At 62.9% G+C, this 16,968-nt stretch carries 13 protein-coding genes and 1 pseudogene; 3 read left to right on the forward strand and 11 right to left on the reverse strand.

The window, feature by feature from the left end; genetic code table 11:
* Positions 1–113: 113 nt before the first annotated feature.
* On the reverse strand, positions 114–887 hold the full coding sequence (locus tag OMK73_RS16905) for a putative hydro-lyase (protein ID WP_267606411.1): 774 nt from the start codon (positions 885–887) through the stop codon (positions 114–116).
* A 238-nt stretch (positions 888–1,125) separates the two neighbouring features.
* On the opposite strand from OMK73_RS16905, the gene OMK73_RS16910 reads away from it, so the two are divergent.
* On the forward strand, positions 1,126–2,058 hold the full coding sequence (locus OMK73_RS16910; RefSeq protein ID WP_267603029.1) for a LysR family transcriptional regulator: 933 nt from the start codon (positions 1,126–1,128) through the stop codon (positions 2,056–2,058).
* A gap of 406 nt (positions 2,059–2,464) precedes the next feature.
* On the opposite strand, the gene OMK73_RS16915 is transcribed toward OMK73_RS16910, so the two are convergent.
* Complete coding sequence (locus tag OMK73_RS16915) at positions 2,465–2,896, reverse strand: host attachment protein (RefSeq protein WP_267603030.1); 432 nt, start codon at positions 2,894–2,896, stop codon at positions 2,465–2,467.
* 314 nt (positions 2,897–3,210) lie between these two features.
* Between OMK73_RS16915 and OMK73_RS16920 the strand changes: the two genes are divergently transcribed.
* Entirely contained in the window at positions 3,211–3,579 is a 369-nt protein-coding gene (locus tag OMK73_RS16920; RefSeq protein ID WP_267603031.1) for a VOC family protein, read from the forward strand.
* Positions 3,580–3,728: 149 nt separating this feature from the next.
* On the opposite strand, the gene OMK73_RS16925 is transcribed toward OMK73_RS16920, so the two are convergent.
* Together OMK73_RS16925 and oxlT are read right to left on the reverse strand one after the other, a co-directional pair.
* Positions 3,729–4,895, reverse strand: a complete 1,167-nt coding sequence (locus OMK73_RS16925) for a hypothetical protein (RefSeq protein ID WP_267603032.1) — start codon at positions 4,893–4,895, stop codon at positions 3,729–3,731.
* A 599-nt stretch (positions 4,896–5,494) separates the two neighbouring features.
* On the reverse strand, positions 5,495–6,835 hold the full coding sequence (gene oxlT, locus OMK73_RS16930) for an oxalate/formate MFS antiporter (RefSeq protein WP_267603033.1): 1,341 nt from the start codon (positions 6,833–6,835) through the stop codon (positions 5,495–5,497).
* Positions 6,836–7,275: 440 nt separating this feature from the next.
* On the opposite strand from oxlT, the gene OMK73_RS16935 reads away from it, so the two are divergent.
* Positions 7,276–7,548: a LysR family transcriptional regulator gene (locus tag OMK73_RS16935; protein WP_267606412.1), complete on the forward strand. Its 273-nt coding sequence runs from the start codon at positions 7,276–7,278 to the stop codon at positions 7,546–7,548.
* Between the two features lie 202 nt (positions 7,549–7,750).
* Here the strand turns inward: OMK73_RS16935 and OMK73_RS16940 are convergent, their stop codons facing one another.
* The 7 genes and pseudogenes from OMK73_RS16940 to OMK73_RS16970 all read right to left on the reverse strand — a co-directional run bounded on the left by OMK73_RS16940 (position 7,751) and on the right by OMK73_RS16970 (position 16,623).
* Complete coding sequence (locus OMK73_RS16940) at positions 7,751–9,148, reverse strand: NAD(P)(+) transhydrogenase (Re/Si-specific) subunit beta (RefSeq protein ID WP_267603034.1); 1,398 nt, start codon at positions 9,146–9,148, stop codon at positions 7,751–7,753.
* 10 nt (positions 9,149–9,158) lie between these two features.
* Entirely contained in the window at positions 9,159–10,724 is a 1,566-nt protein-coding gene (locus OMK73_RS16945) for a Re/Si-specific NAD(P)(+) transhydrogenase subunit alpha (RefSeq protein ID WP_267603035.1), read from the reverse strand.
* A 64-nt stretch (positions 10,725–10,788) separates the two neighbouring features.
* Complete coding sequence (locus tag OMK73_RS16950; RefSeq protein ID WP_267603036.1) at positions 10,789–11,562, reverse strand: fumarylacetoacetate hydrolase family protein; 774 nt, start codon at positions 11,560–11,562, stop codon at positions 10,789–10,791.
* Positions 11,563–11,675: 113 nt separating this feature from the next.
* Positions 11,676–12,923: a formyl-CoA transferase gene (frc, locus tag OMK73_RS16955; RefSeq protein WP_267603037.1), complete on the reverse strand. Its 1,248-nt coding sequence runs from the start codon at positions 12,921–12,923 to the stop codon at positions 11,676–11,678.
* Between the two features lie 62 nt (positions 12,924–12,985).
* The gene (locus tag OMK73_RS16960; RefSeq protein ID WP_267606413.1) at positions 12,986–13,417 is read right to left on the reverse strand and encodes a PAS domain-containing protein; all 432 of its coding nucleotides are present in this window, start codon (positions 13,415–13,417) and stop codon (positions 12,986–12,988) included.
* Positions 13,418–13,537: 120 nt separating this feature from the next.
* Positions 13,538–14,788, reverse strand: coding sequence for a formyl-CoA transferase (gene frc / locus OMK73_RS16965; RefSeq protein WP_267603038.1), 1,251 nt, complete (start codon positions 14,786–14,788; stop codon positions 13,538–13,540).
* 81 nt (positions 14,789–14,869) lie between these two features.
* Positions 14,870–16,623: pseudogene (locus tag OMK73_RS16970) on the reverse strand (thiamine pyrophosphate-binding protein).
* Between the last annotated feature and the right edge of the window lie 345 nt (positions 16,624–16,968).

Below are 16,968 nucleotides of genomic sequence, written 5' to 3' on the forward strand. Positions count from 1 at the left end.
CCCCTTTGGTGGATGAGTACGGCCTTCCGCCTCGCGCGGATCCTTCGGTAACCGCCGGTGGTCTTCGGCGTCCGGCCTTGCTAAGGGAAAACGGACCGCGTTGCTCCGGCGGCCTAAAACACGGCAAGCGAGGCGTTCTTGATATCGGTCACCAGCATGTGGCCGGGCTTGTGCGCGACCGCCAGCGGCAACCTGGCGGCCATGATCGCGGTCTGGGGTGTGACGCCGCAGGCCCAGTAGACCGGCAACTCGCCCGGCTTGATCGTGACGGGATCCCCGAACTCGGGCCTGGCCAGGTCTTCGATCCCCAGTTCGGCCGGGTCGCCGATGTGAATTGGCGCACCATGGACGGCAGGGAAACGGCTGGTGATCTGCACGGCGCGAATCGCATCGGCACCGCGCATGGGCCGCATCGATACCACCAGGTCGCCACCGAAAACGCCCGCGCGCCGGTTCGCGATCCTGGTGCGGTACATCGGCACGTTGCGGCCTTCCTCGACGTGGCGCAACGGAATGCCCTCCTTAGCCAGCATCTGTTCGAACGAGAACGAGCAGCCGATGGCGAACACCACGAAGTCGTTCTGCCACAGGTCGGCCAGCGATTCGGTTTCTTCGGCGAGCCGCCCGTCGCGATAGACGTTATACGCAGGCACGTCGTTGCGAATATCCACCTCGCGCCCGAGTACCGGCACATGCCATTGCCCCGGCTCACCTACGCCCAACAATGGACACGGCTTCGGATTGGTCTGGCAGAAGCGCAGGAAATCGCTGGCGTGCGCCGACGGCAGGATGGCCAGGTTGGCTTGGGCGTAGTCGCCGCAATAGCCTGCAGTTGGGCCACGGAACTGGCCGCTGCGCACGGCCTGGCGAAAGTCGAAAGGCATCAGGTTCTCGGGCATCTGCGTTCTCATGTCGTTATGACGTTGTCGTGTATGCATTGAACGATAGAGAGTAAAATTTTTTATCGCCAACGACTTTTTGTTGGCACCTCCGTATAGAATTTCTTAACAATTTTGCGGGTTTTCCCCTACCCGCACCGAGCTGGTGCCAAAGCGGGACGAACGCTAATTGCCGGGATATCCGCGGCAATTTGACGCCTTCTGCAGCGATCCGCTCCACCGCCTGATGAATACGCGATTCCTCGAAACCTTTGTCACGCTGGCCAAATTGCACAGCTTTCGTGCGACAGCCGCCGCGCTGCACGCGACGCCTGCTGCCATTTCCCAACGGATAAAGGCACTGGAAGATGAGCTGCAAACCGCGCTGGTCGATCGGGAGAGTCGCGAATTTCGCCTGACACCCAATGGCGAGTACCTGCTCGGATACGCCAAGGGCGTGGTTGAGGCCGCACGGCGGCTGCAGGCCGCCGCCTCGGGCGACAGCAAAATCCGCGGGCGCCTGCGCCTGGGCGTGATCGAGACCGTGGTGCACAGTTGGTTGCCGAACTACATGCGACGGCTCGCCGCAGACTACCCCCAGCTGGAAGTCGAACTGACCGCCGATGTGAGCGTGGTGCTCCAGCGCAGGCTGATTGCCGACGAACTCGATCTCATCATTCGCGTCGAAGGCAGCGACGAAACCAACGTGGTGTGCAATGCACTTGCCAACTATCCCGTGCACTGGGTAGCGCGCGCAGGCTTGCTGTCGCACGCGCGCGGCGGGCTCGCCAGACAGGTGCTGCAGCATCCCATCCTGACGTTCGGTCGAGGGACCGCGCCGCATCGCGCGCTGGAGGACATCGTGGCCAAACTCGCGGGAGCCAACGGTGTGCCACTGTCGGAAACCCGAATTACCGGGTCGCCGTCGATTGCCGTGATCGTGCAGCTCGTGCGCGACGGTTTCGGCGTGGCCGCTATTCCGCGCCTGTTCGTCGACAAGCTGATCGAGAGCGGCGAAGTCGTGGAGTTACCGCTGCAGCCCGCGCCTCCGTCCATCGTGGTGTCGATGTCGCGGCGCGCCGACGCGCCGCTATTCGTGCACGGCGCCGCCAACTCGGCACGCGCGGCCTGTGCAGAATACTGCCGCAACAGCAACAGGCGGCTGGTTGAGCCGCTGTGACGTCGAATGACCGCACGCGCCCCCTTTTTCGGTGACCAGGAAGATCTGAGCCACAAGTAATAAAGTGGAACTTGCAGCACTTATCTGCACTTTCTTGTGAGCGCGCGGCGTCGAGGCTAGATGGGTTCTGCGGGCGAGGGCCGAGGGACGGTCGCCTAGCCCGGTAACGATCCAGACCCATGCCCAGCGCGCGCATGATCGGTACGGCACCGGATCGGCGCCACCGTGGAACAAGCTCACATGAAGCAGGAAGCGGTTCCGTTGGACTCAGGTGCCGGCACGCCCACGCCGCGATGCGGCGTGGACGTTCAGGAAAGGCATCGCGATTCGCTTCGGCGGCGCGCCGCGCTGGCCTGGGCAAAACGGAAAGTCCGAGCGGGGATCCAGGCCAACGCCGGGGCCAAGCTCAGCGGGCGGCGAGACGGCTTTGCACCTCGCGCGCGCCCAGCCTGGAGATATCCTCGTTGAGCTCCTCGAACACCACCTTCTGCACTTCCTTGTCAAGGTGCTCGCGCAGCATGCCTAGGAACTTCGGCGCGGCGGCGAGGCGGAGCTTGTCGTAACGCTGCTCCACGCGCGCCTGTTCGAGATATTGGCTCAGCATGCGGGCAAACTCGACACGTTCTTTTTCGGCCTGATCGATCCGCGGCGCCATCGAATGCATCGGTTCGCCCTTGCCGGCAAAGCGTCCCTGCGCATCGTCGCGCAACTCGCCATCCTTGGCACGTCCCAGTGGATTGACGAAGCCCTTGATCTCCTCGAGATCCCGCTCCATCCCGTGCGCCTGGAAAATCCGGGCTCGGCTGCCATCTGCGGTAAGCGTCCAGATAGTCGTCATTTCTAACTCCTTTCGTCGCGGCAGTAGGGATGTAAAAAGGATAGGCCCGGACCGGGCGATAGTCCCGACGGCCTTTGTAACGCCAGCCGCAACACGCTAACCTCATATTCAGGCCCGGATACAGGTACATGCTGAGGATCGTGTACGCCGCATTTCCAAGCGCGCGGCCCTCTATCCAGAGCGCGGAAAGCCAATGGCAAAAGCTGGAACCGACCAGATCCCCGCCACCCTGATTCCCGGCGACGAGATCGGGCCTGTGGTTGCCACCACCACCGTGCCGGTCCTTGCACATACGCCTTCCCGGAGATTGCGACATGGCCATCCAGCTCAACCACACCATCGTCTTTTCTCATGACAAGAAGGTGTCCGCCGACTTCTTCTGCGAGATCCTCGGACGTCCCGCGGCCGTGCCGTTCGGGCCGTTTCTTGCCGTACGGCTGGACAACGACGTCACCCTGGACTTCATGGACGCGCAAGGCGATGTTGCCCTGCAGCACTACGCCTTTCTGATCAGCGACGTCGAATTCGAGCAAAGCCTCGCCCGAATCCGCGCGCGCAATCTGATGTACTGGTCGGACCCATACCGCCGCCGCCCCGGCGAGGTCAGCACGGACGATGGCTGCCGCAGAATCTATTTCGAGGATCCGAGCAAGCATTTTCTGGAAATCTTCACGAAGGGATAAGACGCATGCGCATCGAGAGGAGGAGGCCCGACGCCTGCCACGGGCTTCGGCATTGCGGCTGGCTGGCAGGACGACTCGATCTACCCTAAGGCAGGCAGATCGAGCCGGGCGCGAGCCGGGCGACTACGCAAGCACCGTCTCCCTTGCGCTCAGCGTACGGTGAACACCGAGATCCCGGCGTTAGGAAACGTCGCGTCTTTTCCCGGCAGGTATGGCACATAAACTTGACCCGACGGCCCGTCGACCGCAACCGAATGCGCGCCGGCGCCCACCGCCAGTTCGGCGATGATCGTTCGGCTGGACCCGTCCACAATAGCCATTTTCGGAGTGAAGCCCGAAGCCGCCGCCGTGCCATTGGCTGTCCAGTGCCGTGCGGGCAGGAAATAACGGTTCGACACGTTGTCGTAGGCAATCTGATCGACGCCGCCGAACGGAAGTCTCGCGAGCACGTTGCCGTTGGTGCGGTCGAGAATCAGCGTAATGAGTGGCTTGCCCGCGCCCGGGTCGCATCCGACCATCACATCCTGGTTCGGTCCGAGCGCAAGGCCGCTGGGCGCACACGAGCCCAGCGGAAACGCTTTCGTGACGACCGGTTTCCCGGCGACAATCGAACTCGTCGGGATCACGTCAAGTTCGCCGTCCGGATTTGCCGCAGTTCCGTCGTTGTTGATGAGGATGCTTTTCGTGCCCGGGTCGTACGCGCATGACTCGAGGCCCGACGAACCGGTGAACGTCAAGCGCCCAACGATGGCCTGCGTATCCGTGTTGATGAACGTCGTGTACGGCGGGGTCTCGGCTGGACTTGTAATGGCGACCAGGTGATCGTCGGAATCGAAACAGCCTCCGTCGACGCGCGTACCTGAAGTATTGAGCGGAATCGTCTTGACAAGTAGTTGGGAAGAGGTGTCGATGATCTTAACCGAATTGACGTCTCCCACGTACAACGTGGTCGTGCCAGGCAAGCCTACCAGTCCGTTCGGTCCCGAGGTGTCCAGGCTTGCCCCGATGCCCAAAAAGCCACCCGGGATTTGCTCGAGCAGTTTATTCGTACTGGTGTCGACCACATCGATCGCCTTGTTGTTGCGGTCTGCCAAAAAGTATTTGCCATGATCGGCATAGCTGACATCGAAGGTGAACGGCGGGTTTGTCGCATTCGGCACCGCAATATTTGTCACCAGATGAGGCTGAGTGAGGTTTGCCTGAGCGAGGTTGTCCTGAGTGGGGTTGTCGTTTGACCCTCCGCATGCAGCAACCAAATACACGGCAATCGAGCATACGGCGGCCAGCGCACCGCGGTGCACGTTCTGTCTTTTCATGGCTGTCTCCTGGAACTACGCCGACCGTGAACAGGTCGGGAGGTTTCGATTTAACTTGCTTGCGCACGATATATTTCCGTGCCGTCCATTTCCATGGCTCGACAATGAAAAACATCAAATTCTATTCAAAATCTTTAATCATAAAATCCCCTTGATAAATTGATTAACCAATGCGTTGATGCACTGAATATCGCTTGCCAGGTCGACGCCGGTATCAACGCGAGTGCAAACAACCGTCTTCGGGTTAGAGATCGCGTGGATGTGATTGCACAGGACCAGGCGGTGCTCGTCGTGTGTCTCTTTAAGAACGGACAAGATAAGAACGGACAAGAACGCGGACCACTGGCTGTATCGGCACCTACCACCCGCAAACCAATGTCTGGTGCCATTGGAAAGCCGTTGCAGACGAATTTCGAGCGTTATAGCTTGCCGGCTCGTTGCGAGACATTCATGGTCGGCCCTCCCTTTCGCCGGGTTGGCTGTGCAATTGCTTCAGCGGCATGGGCATGGGCTGTCTCCTCTTGCGGCTGCGGCGAACTCGCCCGGTAGCGTCACGAAAGTCCGCCCGCGTCGCACGGACCGGTCCATTTCTGCTGCCTTTACTTCCCCTTGCGCGCGGATAGCGGGGCCAAGCAGGCCTGGCTGTCGGTGACGGGCGTGAGCGCCGCGGCATGGCCGGTAATGAAGCGCCTTCGTATCGGCGCCAGCACGAACTTGGCGGACAGGCCGGCGGCAATGGTGACCAGTGCCGCCACCGTGAACACCGCGTCCCAACTGCCCCGCGCCGATAATACCGAAGCCAGCGGCACCAGGATCGCCGCGGTGCCCTTTGCGGTATAGAGCGTGCCGGCATTGGCGGCCGCGAACTTGCTGCCGAAGGTGTCCGCGCACAGGGCCGGGAAAATCGAGAAGATCTCGCCCCAGAAGAGAAAGGTCAGCGCCGCGAAACCCATGAACCAGTAAGGGTTGTGGCCGAACGTCATCAGGCCCAGTAGCGCCAGGCCCTCGCCAATGAAGATGAAAAACATGGTGTTCTCGCGGCCGATGCGGTCGGAGATGAAACCGCACAGCGGGCGCGTGAGGCCATTGCAGAGGTTGTCGATCGACAGCGTCATGGTGAGCAGCGGCAGCGTGAAGCCCAGCATGGTCACTGGCATCGAGGCGAAGCCGAAGTCCTTGGCAATGGGCCCCAACTGCGCGGTGGCCATGATGCCGCCGGCCGCCACCGCGACGAAGGACGCATAGATGATCCAGAATACCGGCGTCTTCACCATTTGCCCCGGCGTGAACTCGACCGGGTTGGTCAGCACAGCCTTGGCTGCGGCTACACCCTTGGGCGGTCGCGGCTTGACCAGCAACAGCGCCATCAGGAAGATGCACACGCCCTGCAGGATGCCGAAGGTGAGGAAGGCCTGCTCGTAGCCGGCGCGCTGGATCATATTGGCGATCGGAATCACCGTCAGCGCCGAGCCAGCACCGAAGCCCGCCGCGGTAAGGCCGGCGGCGAGGCCCCGCTTGTCGGGAAACCATTTGAGCGCGTTGCCCACACAGGTGCCGTAGACGCCCCCGGCGCCGATGCCGGCCACCACTGCGGCGAAGTACAACTGGGGCAGGCTGGTGGCATAGGCGTTGATCACCCAGGCTAGTCCGACGCAAAGCGCGCCGCCCGCCACCACGGGGCGCGGCCCTAGCTTGTCGACCAGCCAGCCCTCCAGCGGCACCAGCCAGGTCTCGGTCACGATGAAGATGGAAAAAGCGACCTGGATAGCGGATTCACCCCAGTGATGCTTGGCATTCATGGGGGTGACGAACAGCGTCCAGCCGTACTGGAGGTTCGCCACCAGTCCCATGCAGACCACACCGATACAAAGCTGGAACCATCGGTTGTGCAGCCAGCCGCCGTGACTCACGGCAGGGCCTGCCGCGTTAAAGTGCGCCATGTGTAGTCTCCTGGATGGTGCGTTTCGCGCTCTATGGCACGGATAGCGGGGCTTCTCTTGCGGGGGAGCCCTTGGTCTATTGGGCGCGCCAGACATTGCGGCACGTGAATTGATGCTAGCCCATCCCGGTATCAGCAATACATAAAGTTTTTTACCATTATCATTACTGATCGTTTATATATTGCACAGGACTGCACGATGAGGAACGCCACGTTGCGTCAGCTGAAGGTTTTCTAGACAGTCGCACGCCAGCTGAGCTTCTCCCGCGCGGCGAAGGGCGTGGAAGGCCTGACAAAACATAAGCGATGATTTATGGTCTTTCTATATAACTTTAATTATCGCAAATCGTTCGGCACACCTATGCTCCGCTCAAGCCCACCTCTTCCAGAGAGCAAGGAATCCGATCCTGAACCAGGGTCCAGTCCGAAACGCACAACAGCCTGCCGGCCGGCACCACGGCCTCGCGCAGCGATGACGAGGACCATTTGACCGCCTACGATGCGGCCTTCACCGAACTCGGCCTGCGCTTTCGCTGGGACGCCGGGATGTACCACTGGCTGTGCGGGATCGAATGCGAGAAGACGCGCGTCGCCCGCTATATCGAGGAATACCACGCCCATTTGCTGAGGGCCTACGACGCGGACTTCCTCAGCCAGCTAATCTTCGACAAGAAGAACGAGTACCTGCGGGCGAGGGGGCGGCAAGCCAACTGAGGCTGCGGTTTCACGTCGGTGAGAGGGGCGCTGACAGGCGCTTTTTTTGCCGTACATTGGACTCTCGTTTGGGCGTTGGTCTCCCGCGTCGGCAATCGTGCGATACGTGTGTGCAGTGCATGCTCGTTTCATCATTGTCCGACCATGTTCCGTAACATGGCATGACCCCACGTCGACCAAGGCGCCAGCCGTCGCACCAGGCTCAGGCCTGGACTGTCTCCAGCTGCCTCAACAACGAATCCACACTGCCCTTCGCATCCCCAAACCACATCCGCGTGTTGTCCTTGTAGAACAGCGGATTGTCCACCCCCGCATATCCTGCGGCCATGCTGCGCTTGGACACCACCACTGTCTTCGCCTTCCATACCTCGAGGACCGGCATGCCGGCAATCGCGCTGCCCGGATCTTCCAGCGCGCCGGGGTTGACGATGTCATTGGCACCCACCACCAGCACCACATCGGCCTTGTCGAAATCCTCGTTGATCTCATCCATCTCCAGCACGATGTCGTACGGTACCTTGGCCTCGGCCAGCAGCACGTTCATATGGCCGGGCAGGCGCCCCGCCACCGGATGGATGCCGAAGCGCACCTTGACGCCCTGCGCGCGCAGTCGCCGCGTGATCTCGCTGATGGTGCCCTGCGCCTGCGCCACCGCCATGCCGTAGCCTGGCACGATGATCACATCGGCCGCGTCGCGCAGTAGCGCCCCGACCTCTTCACTTGACACCGGCACCACCTCGCCTTCCGCGGCGGCGCCAGCCTGCGCCGCCGCGGTGCCGAAGCCGCCCAGGATCACCGAGAGGAATTTCCGGTTCATTGCCTTGCACATGATGTAGCTGAGAATGGCGCCGCTCGACCCCACCAGCGCGCCGGTGATGATCAGCAGATCATTGCCCAGCATGAAGCCGGTGGCCGCCGCGGCCCAACCCGAGTAGCTGTTGAGCATCGACACCACCACCGGCATGTCTGCGCCGCCGATGGCCATTACGAGGTGCGCTCCGGCCAGCAGCGCGATCGCCGTCATCACGGCGAGCGGGACCAGGCCGTCCTGCGCCGACGGCGCGGCCAGAAAGGCGTAGCCCAACCACACGCAGGCACCCAGGGCGGCGGCGTTCAGCAAATGCCGGCCCGGCAGTAGCAGCGGCCTGCCGCCCAGCGTGCCCTGCAGCTTGAGAAAGGCAACGAGGGAGCCCGTGAGGGTAACCGCGCCGATCAGAATGCCCAGATAGGTCTCGATCTCGTGGATGCTCTTCTCCGCGCCGGCCAGCGGCGCCGCGCCGAGATAGTTGGCATAGCCCACCAGCACCGCCGCCAGGCCGACGAAACTGTGCAGCACGGCCACCAGCTGCGGCATCTGCGTCATCTCGACGCGGCGTGCCAGCAGCGCGCCGGCCGCCGCGCCCACGGTCATCGCCGCCAGCACCACGCCGATGCCGTCGCGGCCCGACACCAGCACGGTGGTCACGATGGCGATCACCATGCCAGCGATGCCGAGCAGGTTGCCCCGGCGCGCCGTGGCCGGGTGGCTGAGCCCGCCCAGGCTCAGGATGAAAAGCGCACTGGCGCTCACGTAGGCGATCTCACTGATTCCCGATGGCATGGCCTTCTCCTCAATCGCGCCGGAACATCTTCAGCATCCGCTGGGTCACCAGGAAGCCCCCGGCGATGTTGATGGTGGCAATCAGCACCGCGATGCCCGCGATCACGCTGCTAACCGCCGAAGGACTGCCCAGTTGCACCAGCGCGCCGACCACGATAATGCCGCTGATGGCATTGGTCACGCTCATCAGCGGCGTATGCAGCGACGCAGTGACATTCCACACCACCTGGTAGCCGACGAAGATGGCGAGCACGAACACCGTGAAGTGCGCCAGGAAGGCCGGCGGCGACACCGCGCCGAGCGCCAGCAGCGCCACTGCCCCCAGCACCAGCAGCGCGACCTTCCAGCCGGTGCGTTTGCCGCTTTCCGTGGCCGTGGCCGCGGCCGCGGTGGGCGCCGGCGTTTCAGCCGGCGCAGCAGGAGCAATTTCCACCGTCTTCGGCGGCGGCCACGACATGGCGCCACGATGGAGCACGGTGGCGCCGCGGATCATGTCGTCGTCCATGTCGACCGCCAGTTCGCCATCCTTGCCTGGCGTCAGTTCCGCCAGCAGGTGGCGCAGATTGGTGGCATAAAGCTGGCTGGCCTGGGCGGCCATGCGGCTGGGCAGGTCGGTGTAGCCGATCACCGTCGCCCCCGCGCGCTGCACGATCTCGCCGGGCGCCGTCAGCTCGCAATTGCCGCCCTGCTCCGCCGCCATGTCGACGACTACGCTACCCTGGCGCATGCTCTCCACCATGGCCGCCGTAATCAGCCGTGGCGCGGGCTTGCCGGGGATCAGCGCGGTGGTGATGATGATGTCCACTTCGCATGCCTGCTCGGCGAACAGCTGCATCTCCGCCTCGATGAAGGCCGTGCTCATCTCCTTGGCGTAGCCGCCGCTGCCGCTGCCGTCTTCATCCACTTCCACCGAGAGGAACTCGGCGCCCAGGCTTTCGATCTGCTGCCGCACTACCGGGCGCGTATCGAAGGCGCGCACCACCGCGCCCAGGCTGCGCGCGGCGCCGATCGCAGCCAGCCCGGCCACGCCGGCGCCGATCACCAGAACCCGCGCCGGCGGGATCTTGCCGGCGGCGGTGATCTGCCCGGCAAATGGCCGGCCAAAGGCATGAGCGGCCTCGATCACCGCGCGATAGCCCGCCATATTGGCCATCGAACTGAGCGCATCGAGCTTCTGCGCGCGCGAGATGCGCGGCACGCAATCCATCGCCAGCACGGTGGCGCAGCGCTGCGACAGGCGTTGCAGCAGCGCGGCCTGCTGCGCCGGCCAGATGAAGCCGATCAGGGTCGCACCCTTCTTGAGCAGGGCCGCCTCTTCCACCCCGAGCGTGGGGTGGGCCTGTGGCGGCCGCACCTTGATTACGACGTCGACCGTGGCCCACAGGCTGGCGGCATCGACGATGTCAGCACCAGCCGCACGATAGGCCTGGTCGGGGCACGCCGCCTGTGCACCGGCGCCGCTCTCGACCACCACCCTATAGCCGAGCTTGATCAGCTCCCTGACCGAATCGGGCGTCGCGGCGACCCGCCGCTCCCCGGCGTGTACTTCGAGGGGCACACCGATTGTCATTGCCATCTTGTTCACCGTTCCCTGGATGTGCGCGGCCTGCCGGGGCTTGAGACCCTGCCGCGCCGGCTGCCTAGCCGCGCAAATGGTTCACCAGCGCGCCGATCCCTTCGATCGCCACCTCCACCACCGCGCCGTCCTTCATCGAGCCGACGCCGAGCGAGGTACCGCAGGCGATCACGTCGCCGGGCATCAGCGAGAGGTCCTGCGAGATCCGACTGACCTGCTCCTGCGGGGAAAAGATCATGTCGGCGAGCGGGTAGTTCTGCCGCTCCACGCCATCGAGCCGCGTCACCACGCTGGCCGAGCGCCAGTCGAAATCGGCGACGATGACGGGCCCCAGGCAGCCGAAGGTATCGAAGCCCTTGGCGCGGCACCATTGCGGGAAGCTGGGGTCCGCCGCGATCAGGTCGGCCGCCGTCACATCGTTGACGATGGTGTAGCCGAAGATATGGTCGGCAGCCTCGGCCGGCGAGACATTGCAGCACTTGCTGCCGATCACGATGCCCAGTTCGCCTTCATAGACGATCTTGCCGACATAGCTTTTGGGCCGCACGATCGCATCGCCGGGCCCCGCCACCGAGCTGGCGGGCTTGATCAGGAACAGCGGATGTAGCGGCACGGGCTTTTCCAGCTTTTTGGCCAGCGCATGAAAATTGTTCCACAGCGCTACCAGCTTGCCTGGCTCGCAGGGGCTGAGCGGCGTCACCTCGCCCAAGTCCAGCACGATGCCGGTTGGGACCGGCTCACCGAACATGTCTCCGCCGTATTCGGTGACGCGATCGTTCTCCAGCACGCCGAAGCCGATATTGCCATCGGCGAGCCGAAAGCGTATCCACGATTTCATCGCAATGTCTCCTGCATGATTATGGGGTGCGCTCGGGCCGTGCCGAGAGGCTGCGGGCCGTCGCATCTTGTCCCGCATGCTAAGCACGCGCTCGATCACCGTTTAGTGCGCGGTCAAATGGCACCGTCGGCGCGCAATTGAGCAACCTGATCCGGGGTATAGCCAAGTTCGGCCATCACTTCGTCGGTGTGTTCGCCCAACAGCGGCGAGCGCGTAACGTCGGTGGGGCTGTCGGACAGCTTGATCGGGTTGCCGACCGTCAGGTACTTGCCGCGGGTCGGGTGGTCGACCTCGACCACGGTGCCGGTCTTGCGCAGCGACGGCTCCGCGGCGATCTCCGTCATCGACAGGATCGGGCCGCACGGGATGTCGTACTTGTTCAGGATCTCCATCGCCTGGAATTTGGTCTTCGACATCGTCCAGCGCTCGATCTCGGCGAAGATCTCTTGCAGCTTCGGCAAGCGCGCGGCCGGCGTCTTGTACTCGGGGTCGTCGATCCACGCCTCGCGGCCTATCACCTTGCAGATCGCGCCCCATACTGGCGCCTGCGTGATGAAATAGATGTACGCGTTGGGATCCGTCTCCCAGCCCTTGCACTTGAGGATCCAGCCCGGCTGGCCGCCGCCCGATGCGTTGCCGGCACGCGGCACCACATCACCGAAGGTGCCGTTCGGATACTGCGGATACTCCTTCATTACGCCGGTGCGCTCGAGCCGCTGCTGGTCGCGCAGCTTCACGCGGCACAGGTTCAGCACGCCGTCCTGCATGGCGGCAAGCACCTTTTGGCCACGACCGGTGGTCTTGCGCTGGTACAGCGCGGTGACGATGCCGAGCGCGAGATGCAGACCGGTGCCGCTGTCGCCGATTTGCGCGCCCGAGACCATCGGCGGGCCGTCGTCGAAGCCGGTGGTCGACGCGGCGCCGCCTGCGCACTGCGCGACATTCTCGTAGACCTTGCAATCCTCGTAGGGGCCCGGGCCGAAGCCCTTGACCGACGCGACGATCATCGCCGGGTTCAGTTCCTGGATGCGCTCCCAGGTGAAGCCCATCCGATCCAGCGCGCCAGGCGCGAAGTTCTCGACCAGCACGTCGCACCCCTTCACGAGCGCCTCGAGCACCTTTTTGCCTTCCGGATGCTTGGTGTCGATCGTGACCGAGCGCTTGTTGTGGTTGAGCATCGTGAAGTAAAGACTGTCGACATCCGGAATGTCGCGCAATTGCTCACGCGTCACGTCCCCCACGCCCGCTCGTTCGACCTTGATCACATCCGCTCCGAACCACGCCAGTAACTGCGTACAGGTCGGCCCGGATTGCACATGCGTGAAATCAAGGATGCGAACACCATCCAATGCTTTGCCCACTTCAGTCTCCCGGCTTAACTTATATATCGTCTGCTGGTTCGCGCCCGGCCCATACACGCGAGTCATGCGCTGGAGGTGGCCTCCAGTTCCGCCAGGCGTTTGCTCAAGTTGCGCTCCTCGTTAAAGCGGCTGGTTTCATCGCGGATCACGGCCACGATCCCGGTCACGGCTTGTTGGGGCGAATGCAGCAGGGCTACCGTAAAGGCGATCGATAAGGCTCGCCCATCCTTATGCGCCGCCGGAACGCGCAGCACCTTGTTACCGTAGCGGGTTTGCCCGCTTGCCATGGTCTTGTGATAGCCGTCCCAATGACGCCCGCGCAAGCGTTGCGGAATAATCAAGTCCAGCGACTGCCCGATCGCTTCGCTTTGCGTGAAGCCAAACATGCGCTCGGCGGCAGGGTTCCATAGCGTGATGGCCCCGCTGGCGTCCGAGATGACGATTGCATCGCCGACTGCCGCGATCAGTTGCTCGAAGTCGATAGCTGCTTGCATAGACCTACCCGAAGTTGAAAAACTGCTGTTCAAGTGATGAACCGACTCAGTACAGCGCTCGGACGGGGCGCCGTACCTGGCAGCACCGAAGCCGAAGCTTCGGATCCGCGGTTGCCGTCTTCAAACAGCCTGGAGGTCGCGCAAGCGCGCGATCTGCGCCTTGCTATATCCGAGGCTGGCCAGCACATCCTCGGTGTGCTCGCCCAGCAACGGCGAAGCGGTGATTTCAGGCTTCAGGTCGGAGAACTTGATCGGGCTGCCTACCGTGAGATAGGTGCCGCGCTCCTTGTGCGGGACTTCGGTGATGCTGCCGCTCGCGCGCAACGACGGGTCGTTGGCGAGTTCTTTCATGGTCAGCACCGGCGCGCACGGAATATCGAACTTGCGCAGAATGTCCACCGCTTCGAACTTGGTCTTGTCGGCCAGCCAGTCTTCGATGGTCTTGAAAATCTCGAAGATATGCGGCTGGCGCGCCTGGGCCGTGCTGTAGGCCGGGTCCTCGATCCATTCGGGCTTGCCCAGCGCCTTGCAAATCGGCGCCCATGCGTGACCCTGTATGGTGAAGTAGATGTAAGCGTTCGGATCGGTTTCCCAGCCCTTGCACTTCAGCACCCAGCCCGGCTGGCCGCCGCCGCCGGCATTGCCGCCACGCGGCACCACATCGCTGAATGTGCCGTGCGGATACTGTGGATATTCCTCCAGGTAGCCTAGCCGGTCCAGGCGCTGCTGGTCGCGCAATTTGACGCGGCACAGGTTCAGCACGCTGTCCTGCATCGACACCGCCACCTTCTGGCCGTTGCCGGTTTTATCGCGCCCGATCAGGGCGGTCAGGATGCCGATCGCCAGGTGCATGCCGGTATTGCTGTCGCCCAGCGCCGCGGCGCTGATGGTCGGCGGGCCGTCCCAGAAGCCGGTGGTGGAAGCCGCGCCGCCGGCGCACTGCGCGACATTCTCATAGACCTTCAAATCGTCGTAGTGATGCCCGTCGCTGAAGCCCTTGACCGACGCCACGATCAGCTTCGGGTTGAGTTCCTTGAGGCGCTCCCAGGAGAAACCCATCCGGTCTAGCGCGCCTGGGCCGAAATTCTCCACCAGCACGTCGGATTCCCGCACCAGCTTTTCCAGCACTTCCTTGCCTTCGGGCTTCTTGGTGTCCAGGGTCAGCGACTTCTTATTGCTGTTCAGCATCGTGAAATACAGTGCGTCGACATCCGGGATGTCGCGCAACTGGCTGCGCGTCACATCGCCCGAACCGGGACGTTCGACCTTGATCACGTCGGCGCCGAACCAGGCCAGCAGTTGCGTGCAAGCGGGACCGGCTTGCACGTGCGTAAAGTCGATGATTCTGATCCCTTCGAGTGGCATGCTCATGATCGGTGACTCCTGAATAGCTATCGTTGGTTATGCGCTGATGCAGAAATGTTCGCTGCGCCCCGTTCCGGGCCCCACGCCTTACTTGTACATGGTCTGTGCCATCGTCCCCGGCGCGTAGACCGAGGGATCGACCCAGATGTTGATGACCGCGCTCTTGCGCGTCTTTTGCACCGACTCGCGGGCGCGCTGCAGTGCGCCCGCGATCTTCGCCGGGTCGCGGACTTCCTCGCCATAGCCGCCAAGCATCTCGGCGAACTTGCCGAACGGCACGTCGCTGAGCAGGTTGCCGACGTTGCCGCGTTCGTCACCGTACTTGGCAAGCTGCCCGTAGCGAATCTGGTTCATTGCCGAGTTGTTGCCGATGACCGCGATGTACGGGACGTTGAAACGGTTGGCGGACTCCATGTCAAACGCCGTCATGCTGAAGGCGCCGTCGCCGTAGTAGCACAACACTTCCTTTTCGGGATTGGCGAGCCCGGCCGCGATCGCAAAACCGGTACCGACGCCGAGCGAACCCAGCGCTCCCGGGTCCATCCATTGGCCCGGACGACGCGGTCGCACTGCCTGCGCCGAGATCGTCACCACGTCGCCGCCGTCGCCGATATAAATAGTGTCGTCGGCGAGGAATTCGTTGATTTCATAAGCGACCCGGTATGGGTGAATCGGCGTGCTGTCGGATTTGAACAGTGGCATCAGCTTGGCCGTTGCCACTTCCTCAGCTGCGGCCAGATCGCGCATCCAGGCCTGGCGAACCTGGCGCTTGTCATGCTTGATACGGCCGCTGGCAGCCTGCAGCACCGCGCCCAGGATCGCGCCCGGATCGCCGACCAGGCCCAGGTCGATGTCGCGGTTCTTGCCGACCGTGCGGTAGTCCATATCGATCTGCACCAGCTTGAGGTCCTTGCTGATGCGTTTGCCATAGCCCATCCGGAAGTCGAAGGGCGTGCCAACGATAATGATCAGGTCGGCTTTGGCGAACGCTTGCGAACGGGTGCGATCGAAGTGATGCGGGTCGCCCGGCGGCAGCAGGCCGCGGCTGGCGCCGTTGAAGTAGCCTGGGACATCGAGCCCGCGCAGCAGCGCGACCGCCTCCTCATGGCCGCGCGCGGTCCAGACCTGTTGGCCGTACAGGATGGCCGGCCGCTCCGAATTGACCAGCATGTCGGCCAGCTTCTCGATGTCCCGCGGGTCGCCGATCGACCTGGTGGAAGCACGATAGTGGCCCGGGCACGGAATCACCGCCCGCGCGAGGTCGACTTCGCGGTCGAGCACGTCGCGCGGGATCTCCAGGTAGGCCGGGCCGGGCGCGCCGTTGAAACATTCGCGCGCGGCCATCGAAATCATGTCGGCCACCCGCTCCGTGCTCGGAATGGTGGCGGCGAACTTGGTGATGGGCGACATCATGTCGACGTGCGGCAGGTCCTGCAGCGAGCCCATTTTGTGCTGGGACAAGGCGCCCTGCCCGCCGATATGGATGATCGGGCTTTCCGAACGGAAGGCGGTGGCCACCCCGGTGACGGCATTGGTGCAGCCAGGGCCGGCCGTGGTCACCACGCAGCCGAGCTTGCCGGTCTGGCGCGCATAGCCGTCCGCCGCATGCGCGGCGATCTGCTCGTGGCGCACGTCGATGATGCGGATGCCTTCGTCCACGCAGCCATCATAGATATCGATGATGTGGCCGCCGCACAGGGTGAAGATGGTGTCCACCCCTCGTTCTTGAGCGCGCGCGCCACCAGGTGGCCGCCGGAAACGACGCCGGCATCGCGCGTCTTCTGCTTGAGAGTGTCTTCGGCCGTGGTGGTCTCGGGCCGCGTGGATACGACTGCAGACATGTTTGGGTCTCCTCGTTGACTTTTGCGACTGGGGTGAACCAGCGTTGCTGGTATCTCGACGCCCTTTCGCCCTTGGTTCGCCTACTGGCAATTGCTGCCGGTCTCGTGGCTTCGATCATCTGCTGACCGCCTCGTTGACATACAGTATGTGATATATCAAAAGGCCACAAGAAGAATTTGCATCTTTGATCTAAAAATTGACGCTGCGGTGCAGCAGATAGCTATTTTTTGCCGTGAATTGAGCGAAATCACTGAATTTGACCGATTCATTCCAGTTCCGCACAAGATTTCAGGCAACCGAAAAAGCGTTTTTACAATCACTTTATCTAGTTTATATATATTACA

The sequence above is a fragment of the Cupriavidus sp. D39 genome (genome assembly GCF_026627925.1).
Taxonomy (GTDB): Bacteria; Pseudomonadota; Gammaproteobacteria; order Burkholderiales; family Burkholderiaceae; genus Cupriavidus; species Cupriavidus ulmosensis.

Bases quoted from the DNA above. Each gene is read 5' to 3' on its own strand.
- OMK73_RS16910 (WP_267603029.1), top strand. From the start codon at position 1,126: ATGAATACGCGATTCCTCGAAACCTTTGTCACGCTGGCCAAATTGCAC.
- OMK73_RS16915 (WP_267603030.1), bottom strand. From the start codon at position 2,896: ATGACGACTATCTGGACGCTTACCGCAGATGGCAGCCGAGCCCGGATT.
- OMK73_RS16920 (WP_267603031.1), top strand. From the start codon at position 3,211: ATGGCCATCCAGCTCAACCACACCATCGTCTTTTCTCATGACAAGAAG.
- OMK73_RS16925 (WP_267603032.1), bottom strand. From the start codon at position 4,895: ATGAAAAGACAGAACGTGCACCGCGGTGCGCTGGCCGCCGTATGCTCG.
- oxlT (WP_267603033.1), bottom strand. From the start codon at position 6,835: ATGGCGCACTTTAACGCGGCAGGCCCTGCCGTGAGTCACGGCGGCTGG.
- OMK73_RS16940 (WP_267603034.1), bottom strand. From the start codon at position 9,148: ATGCCATCGGGAATCAGTGAGATCGCCTACGTGAGCGCCAGTGCGCTT.
- OMK73_RS16945 (WP_267603035.1), bottom strand. From the start codon at position 10,724: ATGGCAATGACAATCGGTGTGCCCCTCGAAGTACACGCCGGGGAGCGG.
- OMK73_RS16950 (WP_267603036.1), bottom strand. From the start codon at position 11,562: ATGAAATCGTGGATACGCTTTCGGCTCGCCGATGGCAATATCGGCTTC.
- OMK73_RS16960 (WP_267606413.1), bottom strand. From the start codon at position 13,417: ATGCAAGCAGCTATCGACTTCGAGCAACTGATCGCGGCAGTCGGCGAT.
- frc (WP_267603038.1), bottom strand. From the start codon at position 14,788: ATGAGCATGCCACTCGAAGGGATCAGAATCATCGACTTTACGCACGTG.